Source organism: Enterobacter sp. ECC_219_Taxon_10, from assembly GCF_058354905.1.
In genome coordinates, this window is the sequence record NZ_CM178005.1 from 4,709,383 (window position 1) to 4,726,235 (window position 16,853).

General features: G+C 56.7%; 14 protein-coding genes and 4 tRNA genes. 5 read left to right on the forward strand and 13 right to left on the reverse strand.

The genetic code is table 11. The features are described 5' to 3' along the window. Nucleotides 1-90 precede the first annotated feature (90 nt). From hemC to AC4ICF_RS22400, 5 genes are all read left to right on the forward strand, one after another. Entirely contained in the window at nucleotides 91-1,032 is a 942-nt protein-coding gene (gene hemC / locus AC4ICF_RS22380; protein WP_162874998.1) for a hydroxymethylbilane synthase, read from the forward strand. Then, entirely contained in the window at nucleotides 1,029-1,769 is a 741-nt protein-coding gene (gene hemD, locus AC4ICF_RS22385) for a uroporphyrinogen-III synthase (RefSeq protein WP_163330939.1), read from the forward strand. The genes hemC and hemD overlap by 4 nt, the downstream gene beginning before the upstream one ends. A 20-nt stretch (nucleotides 1,770-1,789) precedes the next feature. After that, a complete protein-coding gene (hemX, locus tag AC4ICF_RS22390; protein ID WP_316380867.1) occupies nucleotides 1,790-2,971 on the forward strand; it encodes a uroporphyrinogen-III C-methyltransferase in 1,182 nt (393 codons plus the stop codon). 2 nt (nucleotides 2,972-2,973) lie between these two features. Further along, on the forward strand, nucleotides 2,974-4,173 hold the full coding sequence (gene hemY, locus AC4ICF_RS22395) for a protoheme IX biogenesis protein HemY (RefSeq protein WP_116343728.1): 1,200 nt from the start codon (nucleotides 2,974-2,976) through the stop codon (nucleotides 4,171-4,173). Between the two features lie 169 nt (nucleotides 4,174-4,342). Further along, nucleotides 4,343-5,554 carry an MFS transporter gene (locus tag AC4ICF_RS22400; protein WP_316380865.1) on the forward strand — a complete coding sequence of 404 codons (1,212 nt, stop codon included), beginning with the start codon at nucleotides 4,343-4,345 and terminating at the stop codon, nucleotides 5,552-5,554. A 506-nt stretch (nucleotides 5,555-6,060) separates the two neighbouring features. On the opposite strand, the gene AC4ICF_RS22405 is transcribed toward AC4ICF_RS22400, so the two are convergent. From AC4ICF_RS22405 to wecB, 13 genes are all read right to left on the reverse strand, one after another. Then, nucleotides 6,061-6,137, reverse strand: a tRNA-Pro gene (locus AC4ICF_RS22405). Nucleotides 6,138-6,182: 45 nt separating this feature from the next. Next, nucleotides 6,183-6,268, reverse strand: a tRNA-Leu gene (locus AC4ICF_RS22410). A 21-nt stretch (nucleotides 6,269-6,289) separates the two neighbouring features. Next, a tRNA-His gene (locus AC4ICF_RS22415) sits at nucleotides 6,290-6,365 on the reverse strand. A gap of 68 nt (nucleotides 6,366-6,433) precedes the next feature. Beyond that, nucleotides 6,434-6,510, reverse strand: a tRNA-Arg gene (locus AC4ICF_RS22420). Between the two features lie 102 nt (nucleotides 6,511-6,612). Further along, nucleotides 6,613-7,998, reverse strand: a complete 1,386-nt coding sequence (gene thrP / locus AC4ICF_RS22425) for a bifunctional threonine/serine APC transporter ThrP (RefSeq protein WP_163330942.1) — start codon at nucleotides 7,996-7,998, stop codon at nucleotides 6,613-6,615. 197 nt (nucleotides 7,999-8,195) lie between these two features. Continuing rightward, a complete protein-coding gene (gene wecG / locus AC4ICF_RS22430; protein WP_316380863.1) occupies nucleotides 8,196-8,936 on the reverse strand; it encodes a lipopolysaccharide N-acetylmannosaminouronosyltransferase in 741 nt (246 codons plus the stop codon). A 12-nt stretch (nucleotides 8,937-8,948) separates the two neighbouring features. Next, nucleotides 8,949-10,301: an ECA oligosaccharide polymerase gene (gene wzyE / locus AC4ICF_RS22435; RefSeq protein ID WP_316380862.1), complete on the reverse strand. Its 1,353-nt coding sequence runs from the start codon at nucleotides 10,299-10,301 to the stop codon at nucleotides 8,949-8,951. After that, nucleotides 10,298-11,377: a TDP-N-acetylfucosamine:lipid II N-acetylfucosaminyltransferase gene (locus tag AC4ICF_RS22440; protein ID WP_316380861.1), complete on the reverse strand. Its 1,080-nt coding sequence runs from the start codon at nucleotides 11,375-11,377 to the stop codon at nucleotides 10,298-10,300. The genes wzyE and AC4ICF_RS22440 overlap by 4 nt, the downstream gene beginning before the upstream one ends. After that, entirely contained in the window at nucleotides 11,374-12,624 is a 1,251-nt protein-coding gene (wzxE, locus tag AC4ICF_RS22445) for a lipid III flippase WzxE (protein WP_316380859.1), read from the reverse strand. The genes AC4ICF_RS22440 and wzxE overlap by 4 nt, the downstream gene beginning before the upstream one ends. Before the next feature lies 1 nt (nucleotide 12,625). After that, the gene (rffA, locus tag AC4ICF_RS22450) at nucleotides 12,626-13,756 is read right to left on the reverse strand and encodes a dTDP-4-amino-4,6-dideoxygalactose transaminase (RefSeq protein ID WP_316380858.1); all 1,131 of its coding nucleotides are present in this window, start codon (nucleotides 13,754-13,756) and stop codon (nucleotides 12,626-12,628) included. Nucleotides 13,757-13,760: 4 nt separating this feature from the next. Continuing rightward, nucleotides 13,761-14,438 carry a dTDP-4-amino-4,6-dideoxy-D-galactose acyltransferase gene (rffC, locus tag AC4ICF_RS22455; protein ID WP_316380857.1) on the reverse strand — a complete coding sequence of 226 codons (678 nt, stop codon included), beginning with the start codon at nucleotides 14,436-14,438 and terminating at the stop codon, nucleotides 13,761-13,763. Then, nucleotides 14,435-15,697: a UDP-N-acetyl-D-mannosamine dehydrogenase gene (wecC, locus tag AC4ICF_RS22460; RefSeq protein ID WP_316380856.1), complete on the reverse strand. Its 1,263-nt coding sequence runs from the start codon at nucleotides 15,695-15,697 to the stop codon at nucleotides 14,435-14,437. Before wecC ends, rffC begins: the two co-directional genes overlap by 4 nt. After that, nucleotides 15,694-16,824: a non-hydrolyzing UDP-N-acetylglucosamine 2-epimerase gene (gene wecB / locus AC4ICF_RS22465; RefSeq protein WP_316380855.1), complete on the reverse strand. Its 1,131-nt coding sequence runs from the start codon at nucleotides 16,822-16,824 to the stop codon at nucleotides 15,694-15,696. Before wecB ends, wecC begins: the two co-directional genes overlap by 4 nt. Nucleotides 16,825-16,853: the final 29 nt, after the last annotated feature.

Consider the following 16,853-nt stretch of genomic DNA (forward strand, 5'->3'; position numbering starts at 1 on the left):
TGTCCCTCTCGCGCTTCATCAACCGTAAAACTGCCATCCCAGAGTCAACAATGTTAGGATGGTTAGCGATTGATAATGACGGTAACAAGCATGTTAGACAATGTTTTGAGAATTGCCACACGCCAAAGCCCTCTCGCGCTCTGGCAGGCACATTATGTTAAGCAGCGCCTTGAAGCCTGCCACAGTGGATTGCGCGTCGAGCTGGTGCCGATGGTCACGCGCGGTGACGTGATCCTTGATACGCCACTGGCGAAAGTGGGCGGCAAGGGCCTGTTTGTCAAAGAGCTGGAACTGGCATTGCTTGAGAACCGCGCCGATATCGCCGTACATTCGATGAAGGACGTGCCCGTCGAGTTCCCGGAAGGGCTGGGGCTGGTGACCATCTGCGAGCGCGAAGATCCGCGCGATGCGTTTGTCTCTAACCACTATGACTCGCTCGACGCGCTGCCTGCAGGTAGCGTGGTTGGCACGTCCAGTTTACGCCGTCAGTGTCAGCTGGCGGAGCGTCGTCCTGACCTTATCATCCGCTCGCTGCGCGGCAACGTTGGCACGCGTCTGGGCAAGCTGGATAACGGCGATTACGATGCCATTATTCTCGCCGTTGCCGGCCTGAAGCGTCTGGGGCTGGAGTCACGCATTCGCGTGGCGTTGCCGCCAGAGCTGTCGCTGCCGGCCGTGGGTCAGGGTGCCGTCGGCATCGAGTGCCGTCTGGACGATGCGCGCACCCGCGAGCTGCTCGCCCCGCTGAACCATGACGAAACCGCTACCCGCGTAAAAGCCGAGCGGGCGATGAATACCCGCCTCGAAGGAGGGTGTCAGGTGCCGATTGGCAGCTATGCTGAATTAACCGATGGTGAACTGTGGCTGCGTGCGCTGGTCGGCGCCCCGGATGGTTCACAGATGGTGCGCGGCGAACGTCGCGGCAAGCCGCAGGATGCCGAGCAGCTTGGCGTGTCGCTGGCGGAAGAGCTGCTGAATAACGGCGCGCGTGAAATTCTGGCCGAGGTCTATAACGGAGAACCCCCTGCATGAGTATTCTTGTCACCCGCCCTTCTCCCGCAGGAGAGCAGTTAGTGAGCCGTCTGCGCGCACTGGGGCAGGTGGCCTGGAGTTTTCCGCTGATTGAATTCTCCCCCGGTCGGGAGCTCTCTGCGCTCGCCGACCAGATGAATACCCTGCAGGAAGGCGACCTGCTGTTTGCGCTATCGCAGCATGCCGTGGAATTTGCCCACGCGCAGCTGCAACAGCAGGGCCTGGCCTGGCCTGTCGCTCCGCGCTATTTCGCGATTGGCCGCACAACGGCACTGGCGCTTCATACCGTAAGCGGCGCGGATGTTCGTTATCCGTTAGATCGGGAAATCAGCGAAGTCTTGCTACAATTACCTGAATTACAAACTATTGCCGGAAAGCGCGCGCTTATTTTGCGCGGCAACGGAGGCCGCGAACTGCTGGGCGAAACGCTGCGTGAACGCGGGGCTGACGTCACGTTTGTTGAGTGCTACCAGCGCTGTGGGAAACACTACGACGGCGCGGAAGAGGCCATGCGCTGGCACGCGCGCGGAATTAATACGCTGGTGGTCACCAGCGGTGAAATGTTACAACAGCTTTGGTCGCTGATACCGCTTTGGTATCGCGAAAACTGGTTACTCCGCTGTCGGCTTCTGGTCGTCAGTGAGCGTCTGGCGAACCTCGCCCGGGAACTGGGCTGGCAGGATATTCGGATCGCTGATAACGCCGACAACGATGCGCTGCTGCGCGCATTACAATAACTCTCAAATGGGAAGCCATAATGACGGAACACGAAAAATCCTCCGCCGTGGTTGAAGAGACCAGGGAGACTGTGGACATAATGCCACAGCCAGAGACGACTGAGAAAACCGCTGAGAAGAAAAACGGCAGCAATAAAACCAGCCTCGCTTTGAGCGCGATTGCCATCGCCATTGCGCTGGCAGCCGGCGTTGGCCTGTATGGTCTGGTGAAGCAACAGAGTGCTAACCAGACGGCCACCAGCGATACGCTGGTGAATCAGCTTACCTCCCTGCAAAAAGCGCAGGAAACGCAGAAAACCGAGCTGGAAGCGGTGATTAAGCAGCAGGCCGCCGCGCTAGCCGAGGCAAACAGTAAACAGGAAGAGCTGACCAAACAGCTGGGTGAAGTACAGCAGAAAGTCGCCACGATTTCCGGCACCGATGCCAAAACCTGGCTGCTCTCGCAGGCCGATTTCCTCGTAAAACTCGCCGGGCGTAAGCTGTGGAGCGATCAGGACGTGACCACCGCCGCCGCGCTGCTGAAAAGCGCCGATGCGAGCCTGGCAGACATGAACGATCCAAGCCTCATTACCGCACGTCGCGCGATTACCGAAGATATTGCCAGCCTCTCCGCCGTTTCGCAGGTGGATTACGACGGCATTATCCTCAAGGTGAACCAGCTTTCGAATCAAATTGATAACCTGCAGCTGGCGGATAATAACGACGACGACTCCCCGATGGATTCCGACGGTACCGAACTTTCCAGCTCCCTGAGCGAATGGCGCATAAACCTGCAGAAAAGCTGGCAGAACTTTATGGACAGCTTCATTACCATCCGTCGCCGCGACGAAACCGCCGTACCGCTCCTGGCGCCGAATCAGGATATCTATCTGCGCGAAAATATCCGTTCCCGCCTGCTGGTCGCGGCGCAGGCCGTGCCGCGCCATCAGGAAGAGACCTACAAACAGGCGCTGGATAACGTCTCAACGTGGGTGCGCGCCTACTACAACACCGATGATGCGACGACCACCGCCTTCCTCGAAGATATCGACAAGCTGAGCCAGCAGAACATCACCATGAACGTACCGGATAAGCTGGCCAGCCAGCCGATTCTGGAGAAGCTGATGCAGACGCGCGTGCGTAACCTGCTGGCGCAGCCGGGCGTTCCGGCCGAGCAGACCGGCACAGCGCCAGCGCCTGAAAGCGCGCCACAGGGAGAGTAATGATGCTAAAAGTCCTTTTACTCTTCATCCTGCTGATCGCCGGGATCGTCCTGGGGCCGATGCTTGCGGGTCATCAGGGATACGTCCTGATCCAGACCGATAACTACAACATTGAAACCAGCGTAACGGGTCTGGCGATCGTTCTGATCCTCGGCGTCGTGGTACTGCTTGCCGTTGAATGGATCCTGCGCCGTATTTTCCGCACCGGTGCCCATACCCGCGGCTGGTTCGTAGGCCGTAAGCGCCGCCGCGCCCGTAAGCAAACGGAACAGGCGCTGCTGAAGCTGGCCGAAGGCGATTATCAGCAGGTTGAAAAGCTGATGTCGAAAAACGCCGATCACGCAGAACAGCCAGTGGTGAACTATCTTCTGGCAGCCGAAGCGGCCCAGCAGCGCGGTGATGAAGCCCGCGCTAACCAGCATCTGGAACGCGCGTCTGAACTGGCGTCTGGCGACCCGATCCCAGTGGAAATTACCCGCGTCCGCCTGCAGCTCGCGCGCAATGAGAACCACGCGGCGCGCCACGGCATTGACCGTCTGCTGGAAATCGCACCACGTCATCCGGAAGTCCTGCGCCTTGCGGAGCAGGCCTATATTCGTACCGGCGCGTGGGGCTCGCTGCTGGACATCATTCCGTCGATGGCGAAGGCCGAGGTGGGTGATGATGAGCATCGTGATGAGCTTCAGCGTCTCGCATGGATTGGCCTGATGGATCAGGCGCGCGCCGACCTGGGCAGCGATGGTCTGAAAACCTGGTGGAAAAATCAGAGCCGGAAAACGCGCCAGCAGGTTCCTCTGCAGGTGGCCATGGCGGAACATCTTATTGAGTGTGACGATCATGACACCGCGCAGGAGATCCTCCTCGACGGCCTGAAGCGCCAGTACGACGATCGTCTGGTCATGGTGATCCCGCGCCTGAAAACCAATAACCCTGAGCAGGTCGAGAAAGTGCTGCGCCAGCAGATCAAAACCGTCGGTGACCGTCCGCTGCTGTGGAGTACGCTGGGCCAGTCGCTGATGAAGCACGGGGAATGGCAGGAGGCGAGCCTGGCCTTCCGTGCGGCGCTGAAACAGCGTCCGGACGCATTTGACTACGCGTGGCTTGCCGATACGCTCGACAAACAGCATAAGCCAGAAGAGGCGGCCGCCATGCGGCGTGATGGGCTGTTATTGACGCTGCAAAATAACGGAACGCAGCAGTAATTCATCAGGAGGCCAGACGGCCTCCTTTTTTTATCACTGTTCTCCTGCTACATTCTTTACACCGACAGCCGCAAACGAACCCGCCAATGTAACGATATCTTTTCATTAACTTTTTTTCGCACATGCGCGATCTGCGCATGGACTAAATCGTTTCTGAAAGGAAAGCGCCATGAACTCGCTTTTATACGCGCTTATTGAAGCGCTGCGCTGCCATCGCTGGCTGCGCCTGCTTGCTTGTGCTTTTATCTTCTCTTCTCTGGGAAATGGGTTAACCCAGGTCGTCGTCTTCGGTCTGCTGTTAGCGTGGTCGGCCCCGCCAGCGCTGCTGACCCTCGCTTTTCTGTTCGCCACGGTGCCGGGGTTTATCGGCAGCATGCTCGGCGAAAGGCTGTGCTCACGCTTTTCTCCGATATCCCTGCTGATATTGACCGAAGGACTGGGCTTACTTGCCCTGCTCTTTCCCCTGCTTGGCGTGGGTTATCATAGCGTTGCCGCGTTACTCGCCGTGCAATCCACCGAAGCGCTGCTCAGCGGGATGAGCTGGCCCGCCCTGACCTTACTCTTTAAGCGCGGACTCAGCGAAACGGAACTGCCTGCCGCCACCTGCCTGGAAAATGTGATTTTTGCGTCTCAGGTGTTATTAGGTACCGGGCTGGGCGTGGTGCTTTTTCAGAAGATACCCGTGCTCGCCTTGCTGGCCATTGATGCCATCAGCTTTCTCGGGTCGTTGGTCATGCTATGGCTGGCGGGAGGCCTGTTTACTTCGGCGTCACGCACCGGCCATGTGGAAAAGGGGGCTTCAGCGACATTGCGCTGGCAGACATTGACCGTTCGGCAGAAACGCAGCTTGCTCATTTTGCCGGCGCTGGCCGCCGTCGGGTCACCTGCGATGGCGCTTCTTCCGGCGCTGGCCCAGCAGCTCCGTCCTCAGGACGCGGCGGGCCTTGCTCTGCCTTTGCTTTTCGCGAGGAGTATGGGGCAGCTTTGCGGCCCTCTGCTGCTGCAAAGAGACAGCCTGGCGCGTTTTGCGGCTCATACGCCGCGACTGTTGCTTTGCCTCGGCATCTTTCTGGCCGCTTATGGAATGCTGCCGTTTATGGCCGGCTGGATAGGGTATGCGCTGGGGATGATCTTTGTCGCGCATCTGGCCTCAAACGTGCTTTTTGCGGCGGGTACGTTTGGCGTACTCAGTAATTTTCAGGCCGCGCAAACCGCTATAGCCAGCGGTAAAGCCTGGCGCTGGCAAACGCTCAGTGCCTCTCTTTTTACCGGAGTAGCAGCGATAGTGGCATCAGGGTTTGGCTCAGTACAGGCGCTTTATATAGTTTCGTCAGCGGCTCTGCTGATGGTTGCCCTCATCATGCGCTTTTATCGGGAATAAGACATAAAAAAACGCCTGCTATAAAAGCAGGCGTTAAAACAGGTCTGTAAGACAACATATTTGGTGCTTCACTCAACGTTATGTCCATGGTGTCTGATGAGGCCGAAGCGACATCTGTCAGTGGACGATAAGCACCGTAAATGGCTCTGCGTCATTCCTGAGTTTATGAGGCACTAAGGCGAACATAAGAGATGGAATGAGCATCTACGCGTATATTATTGCACGTAACGTGCCAGATTTACACGCAGAAGTTTTACATGGCGCAACATTTTAAGATAAAAGGAAATTATGCTGTTCAGCGGCATCTGACGCTTCACAACGTATCGGTAAAAGCATAAATATGTCGCCAGGAAGAGACAGCAAATTCCATAAATAATTATTTCCTGTAATTTCAATTTGTTGTATGTCGCTGAATCGCGACAGTGATACAGGCCGCTGTCGGGGGATAACTACAGGGGAGAAAAGTTGCAGAAAACAAAAAACCCCGCCGAAGCGGGGTTCAAAATTGGTCGGCGAGAGAGGATTCGAACCTCCGACCCACTGGTCCCAAACCAGTTGCGCTACCAAGCTGCGCTACTCGCCGATGTACTGCTTTTTTGAATTTTTAGTTCAATTTATTAAAAAGTCGTGGTGCGAGGGGGGGGACTCGAACCCCCACATCCTAAGGACACTAACACCTGAAGCTAGCGCGTCTACCAATTCCGCCACCTTCGCAATTCACAACTCTTTCAATAATGGGGTGGCTAATGGGATTCGAACCCACGACAACTGGAATCACAATCCAGGGCTCTACCAACTGAGCTATAGCCACCACTGTATTCTTTCACGCGGTACTGACTACTTCTCAGACCACCGCAGCTCTAGCGCCGGGAACTAAAATGGCGCGCCCGACAGGATTCGAACCTGAGACCTCTGCCTCCGGAGGGCAGCGCTCTATCCAGCTGAGCTACGGGCGCTTAGCGCCGTTGCGGGGCTGGATATTACGTACCTCCGCCCCCGCTGTCTAGTGCTTTTTTGAAAAAAATGCGCGTTTGGTTATGGTTTGCACATTTTGCCGCTTATTCCTCCACTTTCTGCGTGGTGGCACGGCGACCCAGGCCAAAAAGCTTATACGCGGCCGTCACTGCCGCCAGGAAGATCAGCCCGACAAACAGCGACATGCGGGTATCTTCATTAAAGTACATTCCAATTAATACGCAAATCAGGAACGCCATCGTCAAATAGTTCGCATACGGGAACAGAATCGAGCGGAACGGATGGCTGGCGATCGCTTTTTTATGCGCATGGCGGAAACGCAGTTGGCTGATTAGGATAACAAACCACGGCACCATGCCCGGCAACACGCTGGCGCTGTAGACGTAAACAAACACGCGCTGTGGATTAGGAATGATGTAATTCAGGCAGGAACCAATCAGCAGGATGACAATGGAGACCGCTACGCCCGCTACCGGCACGCCAGCACGTGAGACTTTACTCATTGTCGCAGGCAGCTGGTTATTTTTCGAGAGCGCGTAGAGCATACGGCCACAGCTGTACATCCCGCTGTTACAGCCTGACAGCGCTGCCGTCAGAACCACAAAGTTGATGATACCCGCTGCTGCTGTAATTCCGATCTTCGCAAAGGTTAATACGAACGGACTCCCCGTCGTCCCAATTTCGTTCCACGGGAAGATGGTGACGATGACGAAGATCGCACCCACGTAGAAAATCAGGATACGCCACAGCACTTTGCCCACCGCGCTACGCAGCGTGACCTGCGGGTTTTTCGCTTCACCGGCGGTAATCCCGATCAGCTCCACGCCCTGGTACGAGGCCACAACGATACACAGCGCCGTCAGGAAGCCCTTCCAGCCGCCGGCGAAGAAGCCGCCGTGTTCAGTCAGGTTGCCAAAGCCGATGGCGTGTCCGCCGTTGCCAAAGCCATAAAAAATCACGCCCAAACCAATCACAATCATCACGATGATGGTGGTCACTTTGATCATCGCAAACCAGAACTCGATTTCACCGTAAAGGCGCACGGCTGCAAGGTTTGCTAGGGCCACCAGCCCCACGGCAATGAGAGCCGGTATCCACTGGGCCATGTCCGGGAACCAGAACTGGACGTAAACCCCTATCGCGGTGATTTCGGAGATGCCCACCGCCATCCACATAAACCAGTATGACCAGGCCGTCAGGTAACCAAAGAACGGGCTCATATACCGGTGTGCGTAAACGGCGAAGGAACCGGTCACCGGCTCCAGAAAGAGCATTTCACCCATTGAGCGCATGATGAAGAAAACAAACAGCCCGGCGATGATATACGCCAGTAATACGGAAGGGCCTGCCCATTTTAGGGTGCTTGCGGAGCCCATAAACAGGCCAACGCCGATAGTGCCGCCCAGCGCTATCAGTTCGATGTGACGAGCTTCCAGCCCACGCTGTAGCTCCGGTTGTTTCTCTGCCATAGATCCTCGATTGTGTTTGCTGTTTCCCGGCTTAATACCGGTTGTTGTTTTTTAGGGGTACTAAAATACGGTGCGAATGGTTTCTTAAAATCGGCCAAATGGCAAACGATGCATTAAAAAAATGAATGCATTGCACAGATTATCAGCAGTTTTGCAGGCGAGTTGCAGCGCGAATAGCATATCGCGCTGCATTCTGATTACATTTTCCCGGTATAGTGCCAGGCGAGGTAGCGAAGCAGACGAATCTGTCGTTTAATGCGCGTCGGTTGCGATAGCAGGCGGTAAAGCCACTCCAGCCCCAGATTTTGCCAGACCTTTGGCGCACGCTTAACATGGCCGGTAAAGACGTCGTAGGTGCCGCCGACGCCCATGTAGAGGGCATCCGGACAGACCAGACGGCAGTCGCGCATCAGGATCTCCTGGCGCGGGGATCCCATCGCCACGGTGACGATTTTTGCCCCGCTGTTGCGCACGCGAGCAAACAAAGCCTGCTGGTCTTCAGGCTTGAAGTAACCATTCTGGCTGCCGACGATATTCACATTCCATTGACGACGCAGTTTCTCTTCGGTCTCGGCCAGCACTTCAGGCTTACCGCCAATCAGGAAGACTGGCGTACCTTCCGCGCCTGCGCGGGCCATAAGCTGCTCCCAGAGGTCGGCACCCGCCACGCGGGAAACATTAGCGTCAGGATACTTTTTACGGATAGAGCGGACCACGCTGATACCGTCCGCGTATTTAAATTCAGCCGCTTCAATCAGGCTTTTCACCTCGGCGTTATCTTCCACCGCCAGCATCTTTTCCGCGTTGATAGCAACCAGCGTACCGGATTTCATCTGCCCGTCGGCGAACAGAAAGTCCAGCGCGTGCTGCATGTCGCGCCAGCCAATAAGCTGCAGGCCACGAAGCGCATAGCGCGGTGCAGAAATTTTATCAGTCATTACTTTCCCTACTCAGACTTGCGACAGCGTTGTGTTGCCCTGTTGCTCGCGCTTGTGCACAAGCCCTGCGCTGTCGAACAGCCAGTACAACAGTTTGGCCAGTAACAGGCAGATGCCAAAAACAACCATGAAGAAAACCACGCGTGAAACGAACGAGTCCAGACCCTCACGCGCCAGAACGATCATATTGAAAATGGCACCAAAGCAAAAACTGTGCAAAATAGCCGCCTTGTAGCGGTTGGTCTCTTCGTTACCACGCACGTAGAGCCAGTCGAACCACTTGATAATCAGCCCTACGACAAACGCGCCCGGCAGGATAAACCAGCCTCCTCCCATCACCACCAGGGAACCAATCAACGTTGGCGAGATCGCCAGGCCCGAATGGTTGTTGAGCACTTCCCAGGTAAAATAGTTCGCGGTATTGAGCACCACACCAGGGCGGTCCGGCCACAGCCAGCTCGGGATAAAGACGTAGAAGTCGCGAACAATCGGCGCCAGCCCCTGGAAATCAATCTTGTCGTAGTTTTGCAGCAGCAATGCCAGATTTTCCCACGGCGAGAAGGTGTCGCGCGTCAGGTAGAGGAACGTGTAAAACGCCTCATCGCCCGCCACGTTCATCCCGTAGCGCTTCAGCGCCAGCCAGAACATCCCCACAATGCCAAACACGCCTGCCGCAACCAGCATCCACAGCGAGATCCAGCCGCGGATAATGCCGATAAACAGGAAGATAGCGAAAGCGATGATAATGTTGGCGCGCGTACCGCCCACAATCATGTAGGTCAGGATACCGAATGCAACGGTACTGACCAGGAAGAACAGCCACGCTTTGCTGTCCTGGCGCAGGAAGAAGATCACCAGCATCGCCGGGATGAAGAAATAGAAGAATCGCTTAAGCGCCACGCCTGAGACTTCGGCCGAAAAAATCTGGCTGTAGGAGTGGAGCTTAAACAGCAGGAAGCCGTTATGCATGAAGAAGATGCCAACGCTGACCAGGGCGATGGTCATGAGCATCACCCACGTCAGATGGGTCTCCACCCGGTTCATGGTAAAGAGCTCCCGACGCGGGGCGGCGGCCTGCGCTGGCCGCAGACGCGTTTTATAGGTGACGTAGTAAACCGCATAGAAGCAGGTCGCCGCCAGCAGGGCCTGGAGGAGAATCTCCGGCGGCGCGACGCTCACGTCAAAACGGAAGACCAGAATGCTGGTCAGCGGGAAGCCGAAAAAGAAGGTCAGCAGAAACAGCAACGAGAAGAACACGTTAAAGTTGAAGCGCACGCGGCGGAACTCAAACCAGGTGAGCGTGGCGATAAACAGGGAGCTCAGAAGCCAGACAACCAGTAAGCCGCTGAATTGCAACTGACTCATGCGTTGTCTCCTGAAGCGATACGCAGCGCGCGGTGCCACGGCGTGAGGTAATTCGGGCTGAAAAAGTCGATGCTATTTTTATCCACCAGCGTGAGCTGGCGCTGTGCTTCACGCACCACTTCGACATTCAGCGTGTCTGAGGTGAACAGCACCGGAATATGCTGCTCGGCCATGTCCTGCCAGAACGGGTTGTCGCGGTTGAGCACGCACGGTACACCCGCCTGAATCAGCAGGCACAGCGTACCAATACCCTGCTGGCGGGCAAAGATGAAATAGCCCAGATCGCATTTTCGCAGCAGCGCAAGATAGTCATCAAACTCCAGCTTTTCGCTGAGAATGTGCAGATTTCCTTCGCTGAATAACGCAAGCCCCTGCTGGCGAACCTCATCAATGTAGGCGTCGTTGTTGGCCGGATAACCCATCGGCACCACCACGTTCACCGTGTCGCCAAACTGCTGGTATACCGCCCGTAGCGCGGCCACATGCTCGTTACTGCGGTCGCCGGAATTCCCCACCAGGATCGTCAGCTTGCCTTCGCGAACCGCGTCATTCGCCATGGTGTTCAGCGCCGGGTCCATACGGGTTGGGAAATAGAGTAGCTCGCCGCGCACGTTCGGGTGCTGCTTCGCAAAATAATTCAGATCGCCGCGGGTGGCAAAAACGCGGCCCACCCTTCCCTGCGCCATGCGACGCAGGGGATAGAAAAGACGGAACTTCCAGCCGCGGGAAACTTCGTAGAGATCGGCTCCCCAGATATGCCAGCTGCACTGGGAGGGTTTAATTCCCCCGCTGAGCAGAGCCAGCCACAGGCCGGTATTGAACTGCCCGTGGAAAAAGAAACGTTGCTCACGATCCGCTTTGGCTTTGGCAATAACCGCCTTCGCCAGGGAAGCTTTATCCGGCCAGAAGGCGATAGTCAGCGCCGGAAACGCCGCGCTCAGGCCATTATCCTGACCTGCAACCATAAACTCGCGCGCATCAGGATTTCCTGATGCCAGCTCGTCGTTAAAGAACCGCAAAACGGTCTGGTTATGGTGTGGGATATCCGATCCCAGGATATGAATCAGTGCAGTCATGCGCGTTTACGCCACAATAAAAATACGCCGCAGCAGGCAGCGAAATAAACGATATAGGTTGCCATATAGGCCTGAGCCGCCCCCAGCGCACCGTGCGCGGGTATCAGCCAGTGTGAAAATGCTGTCAGTAGCGCAAACTGGCTAATCTCCGCCAGGATATACAGCCGCAGCGAAGCTTTCGCAATCACCAGATAGCCGAAAACGTAAGCCCCCACTTTCAGCACATCGCCCACCAGTTGCCAGGCAAAGAGATCGCGCATGGCGGTAAACTTTGCGGAGAAAAGCAGCCAGATGGCAACATCGCGCAATAGCCAGACGGTCAAACTGGCCGCCGCCACAGCGGGTAATACGAAACGCAAGGAGCGGGAAATTTCTCGGGTAATATCCTGCCTGGACGTCAGGCGCGATAAGGTTGGCAGCAAATAAACGCTAAAGGAAGCCGTTATAAACTGGAGGTAAGCGTCGGAAATACTGCTTACCCCTTGCCAGATCCCCACCTCATCCCAGCTGTAATGCGCCGCCAGCAGGTTTCGCATCATCACGTATGCCACTGGCAGCGTGACGGAAGTAATGAGCGCCATCAGGGTAAACTTACCCAGCTGGCTGACAAGCACCTTGTCCCATTGTGGTTTCAGGTAGCTCAGAGGGATAACACCCCGACGCATCAGCATAAATGCCGCAGGCACAACAACCAGCGCCGGGACCAGCGCAAGCCCCAGCAGTGCGCCTTCATAGCCGCCCAGGCGATAGCAGAAGTAATAGGCAATCACGCCGATGACGCTGCCCAGGATTAAGGCAAGCGCGTTCCCGGCAGCATCGCGAAAACCTTTCATCAGCGCCAGCAGCAGGTTAGCCCAGGCAATGCCCATCTGGACCAGCGCAACCAGACGGACCAGCCCCTGGTAATGGGTGTGCCCGAACAATCCCTGGCTGATGGGCGCCGCCGCCAGCAGAAACACAATCGCCAGCAGGGTCGAAAAGCCTGTCACCATCGCCGACGCGGTGCCCACTACCCTGCGAAGCTGGGCCGCATCATCATGATATTGAGCAACGTATTTGGTCACGCCGTTGAAGATTCCGGCACCGGCCAGCACACCAAGGACGGTGACAAGCTGGCGGAAGTTGCCCGCCAGCCCCACACCAGAGGGCCCAAATGAGACGGCGAGCAGCTTGACGACCAGCAGTCCGGCACCAATTTTTACAAGCGTGGACGCGGCGGTCCACACCGATGCTTTTGCCAGAGACATATCAGCTGAAATAGCTCAGAAGGGTAGTGATCACCGTACGCTGGTTAACTGGTGCGAGGTTGTAGAACAGCGGCAAGCGAAGCAAACGCTCACTTTCTTTCGTAGTGTAACGATCTTCACCCGCGAACGTGCCAAATGCTTCTCCGGCCGGGCTGGAGTGCAGCGGGATATAGTGGAACACCGCCATAATTTCGGCCTCTTTCAGCCAGGCGATGAGCTGGCTGCGATCGTCGTTATCGCGCAGCTTGATGTAGAACATATGGGCATTATGGATGCAATCGGCCGGAATGGTTGGCAACTCAATACGCCCGGCTTTGGCCAGAGGCTCCAGCGCGTCGTAATAGGTTTGCCAGAGGGACAGGCGCTGGAGATTAATCCGCTCTGCCGCTTCCAGCTGCGCCCACAGGTATGCCGCCTGCAGATCCGCCATCAGATAGCTGGAGCCGATATCGCGCCAGGTGTACTTATCAACCTGACCGCGGAAGAACTGACTGCGGTTGGTGCCTTTTTCGCGGATCACTTCCGCACGCTCAACCAGGGCACGATCGTTAATCAGCGTCGCACCGCCCTCACCGCCAGCGGTGTAGTTTTTCGTTTCGTGGAAGCTGAAGCAGCCAATGTGGCCGATCGTGCCCAGCGCGCGCCCCTTGTAGGTGGACATCACGCCCTGCGCGGCATCTTCAACCACAAACAGGTTGTGCTTTTTGGCGATCGCCATGATGGTGTCCATTTCACAGGCCACGCCCGCGTAGTGAACCGGCACAATCGCGCGCGTTTTATCGGTGATCGCAGCTTCAATCAGCGTCTCATCAATGTTCATGGTGTCCGGGCGGATATCCACAAAGACGATTTTCGCCCCGCGCAGGACAAAGGCGTTTGCCGTGGAGACGAAGGTATAGCTCGGCATGATCACTTCATCACCGGGCTGGATATCCAGCAACAGGGCCGCCATTTCCAGCGATGCCGTGCAGGACGGGGTCAGCAGCACCTTAGCGCTGCGAAAACGCTGCTCCATCCACTGCTGACAGCGACGGGTAAAACCGCCGTCACCGCAGAGTTTGCCGCTGCCCATGGCAAACTGCATATAGTCGAGTTCGGTTCCCACGACGGGTGGTGCGTTAAATGGAATCATCTTGTCACCTGTATAACCAGTAGGCGGTGGCGTCGATGTTGGCACCACTCGCAATATAACGTTTAAGCGCGGCGGTGTTGCCCACCTGGGTCGCCACCCGCAGCGTCTCAACCTGCTGCTGCTGCGCCCAGTGCAGCGCCGCCTGCATGAGTTTCTCACCCATGCCGCGCCCGGCTAATAAGCCAATACGCGCCTCGCGCGCGTTGAGCTTGCGCAGCGAGACAAATCCCTGAATCTGACCGTCCGCTGTACGGAAAACCAGGCAGACGTGGTCAAAGGTGCCTTTGACCGCATTCTCTATCCACTGGGCATAGAAGCGTCCGCTATCGTCAGGGGCATACCAGGGCGCGCGAAAGCGGCTCTGCGCAAACGCCCGGGCCGCCATCTGGCGCAGCACAGGAATGTCCAGTTCCGTTGCAATTTCCGCGCCGGACGCATCGTGCCGGGTAAGGGCAATGGAAAGGTCTACCTCACCTTCAACCAGCTGAAAACCACGCTGCTGGAGCGCATCAAGCAGATCGGCACGGTCCGCCGGGATTTTAGCCTGCACGCGCTGCCAGACGCTGAGGTCCGCTTCCTGCAGGGCGGGCGCATTCTCGCGCCAGCGGACTATCGCCGAGGGGCGGGCAAAAAATGTGCTTTCCCACTCAAGGGATTCAAGCACGCCGTGAAGTTCACTCAACGCCAGACACCTTTCGTATCAACCACATACTGCTGACGTACGGCATCACCGGACGTCGCTTTAAACGCTTTATGATCCACCAGCAGCACCAGCACGTCCGCCGTCGCCAGCGCGTCATCGAGCGCCGTCAGCGTGCAGTGCCCCGCCAGTTTTGCCGGCAGTTCATGAATATTTGGCTCGACCACCAGCGTTTCGCCCTTATGCCATTCGGCAATCATCTCGGCAATTTCCATCGCCGGGCTTTCGCGCAGATCGTCAATGTTGGGTTTAAATGCCAGACCAAAGCAGGCAATTTTCAGCTCGCTGGCGCGCTTGCCGCTCTCTGCCAGACAGTCCGCAACCGTCGCTTTAACCTGGTTGAGCACCCAGTGAGGTTTGCTGTCGTTCACTTCTCGCGCGGTGCGAATCAGACGCGCCTGCGCCGGGTTCTGCGCCACAATAAACCACGGGTCGACGGCGATACAGTGGCCGCCCACCCCCGGGCCAGGCTGGAGAATGTTGACGCGCGGATGGCGATTCGCCAGGCGGATTAACTCCCAAACGTTAATCCCCTGATCGGCGCAAATAAGCGACAGTTCGTTAGCAAAGGCGATGTTAACGTCACGGAAGCTGTTTTCAGTCAGCTTGCACATCTCTGCGGTGCGGGAGTTGGTCACTACGCATTCGCCTTCCAGGAAAATCTTGTACAGCGCGCTGGCGCGTTCGGAACAGACCGGCGTCATGCCGCCAATGACGCGGTCGTTTTTAATCAGTTCGACCATCACCTGCCCCGGCAACACGCGCTCCGGGCAGTAGGCGATGTTGATATCCGCCTGCTCGCCAGCCTGTTGCGGGAAGCGTAAATCAGGACGCGCTTCTGCAAGCCACTGCGCCATCTGCTCGGTGGCCCCCACCGGAGAGGTTGACTCCAGGATCACCAGCGCGCCTTTCTTCAGCACGGGGGCAATGGATTTTGCCGCCGCCTCGACATAGACCATATCGGGCTGGTGGTCGCCTTTAAAGGGCGTTGGAACGGCAATCAGGTAGGCATCCGCTTCCACTGGCGTCGTGCTGGCGCGCAGGAAGCCGCCATCAACCGCCTCTTTCACGACTCGGTCAAGATCGGGCTCTACAATATGAATTTCGCCACGATTAATGGTTTCTACCGCCCGTGCGTTGATATCCACGCCGACAACCTGTTTTTGACGGGAGGCGAATGCCGCCGCCGTGGGCAGGCCAATATAGCCAAGGCCAATGACAGAGATGGTAGTAAAACTCATAGCGATACCCGATTGTGTTTAAGTGCATGCAAAATACGGCCACAAGCCTGCCCGTCTCCATACGGATTGTGGGCCCGGCTCATCGCCTGATACGCTTCATCGTCGTGCAGAAGGCGAGTGACCTCTTCGACGATGAGCTGTGCGTTGGTGCCGACCAGACGCACCGTCCCGGCTTTAACCGCTTCCGGACGTTCAGTGGTTTCACGCATCACCAGCACCGGCTTGCCAAGAGAGGGGGCTTCTTCCTGAATCCCACCCGAATCGGTGAGGATCAGCCAGGCGTGGTTCATCAGCCAGACAAACGGCATGTAGTCCTGCGGTTCAATCAGCAGGACGTTTTCGACGTGGCCCAGGATGCGGTTGACCGGCTCGCTGACGTTAGGATTAAGGTGTACCGGATAGACAATTTGCACATCGTCGTTCTGCGCGGCGATTTCAGCCAGCGCGTGACAGATTTGCTCAAAACCCCGTCCAAAGCTTTCGCGACGGTGGCCAGTGACCAGAATGGTTTTTTTGCCGTTATTCAGGAACGGATAGCGGGCAGCGAGCTCTTTCTGCAGCTCGCCGTTTGCCAGTACGCGATCGCGTACCCAAATCAACGCATCAATGACCGTATTGCCGGTCACAAAAATGTTGTTATCGGCGACATTTTCACGCAGCAGGTTCTGGCGAGAGTTCTCGGTTGGCGCAAAGTGGTACATCGCCAGATGCCCGGTAAGCGTACGGTTGGCCTCTTCCGGCCACGGAGAATAAAGATTACCGGTGCGCAGGCCCGCTTCAACATGACCGACGGGAATACGCTGGTAAAACGCGGCCAGGCTTGTTGCCATCGTCGTCGTGGTATCGCCGTGCACCAGCACGACGTCAGGCTTGAACGACTCCAGGATAGGCTTGAGATCCTGCAGTATGCGACAGGTTATTTCCGTCAATCCCTGTCCCGGCTTCATAATATTGAGGTCGTAATCCGGGGCGATGGAAAAGAGGGTTAGGACCTGATCGAGCATCTCACGGTGCTGGGCCGTGACACAGACCTTCGCTTCAATATCAGGATCGCTGGCCAGCGCATGAACCAGAGGCGCCATCTTAATGGCCTCCGGCCTGGTGCCAAATACAGTAAGTACTTTCACATCGATTCTCTTCGATTAGACGATGAAGG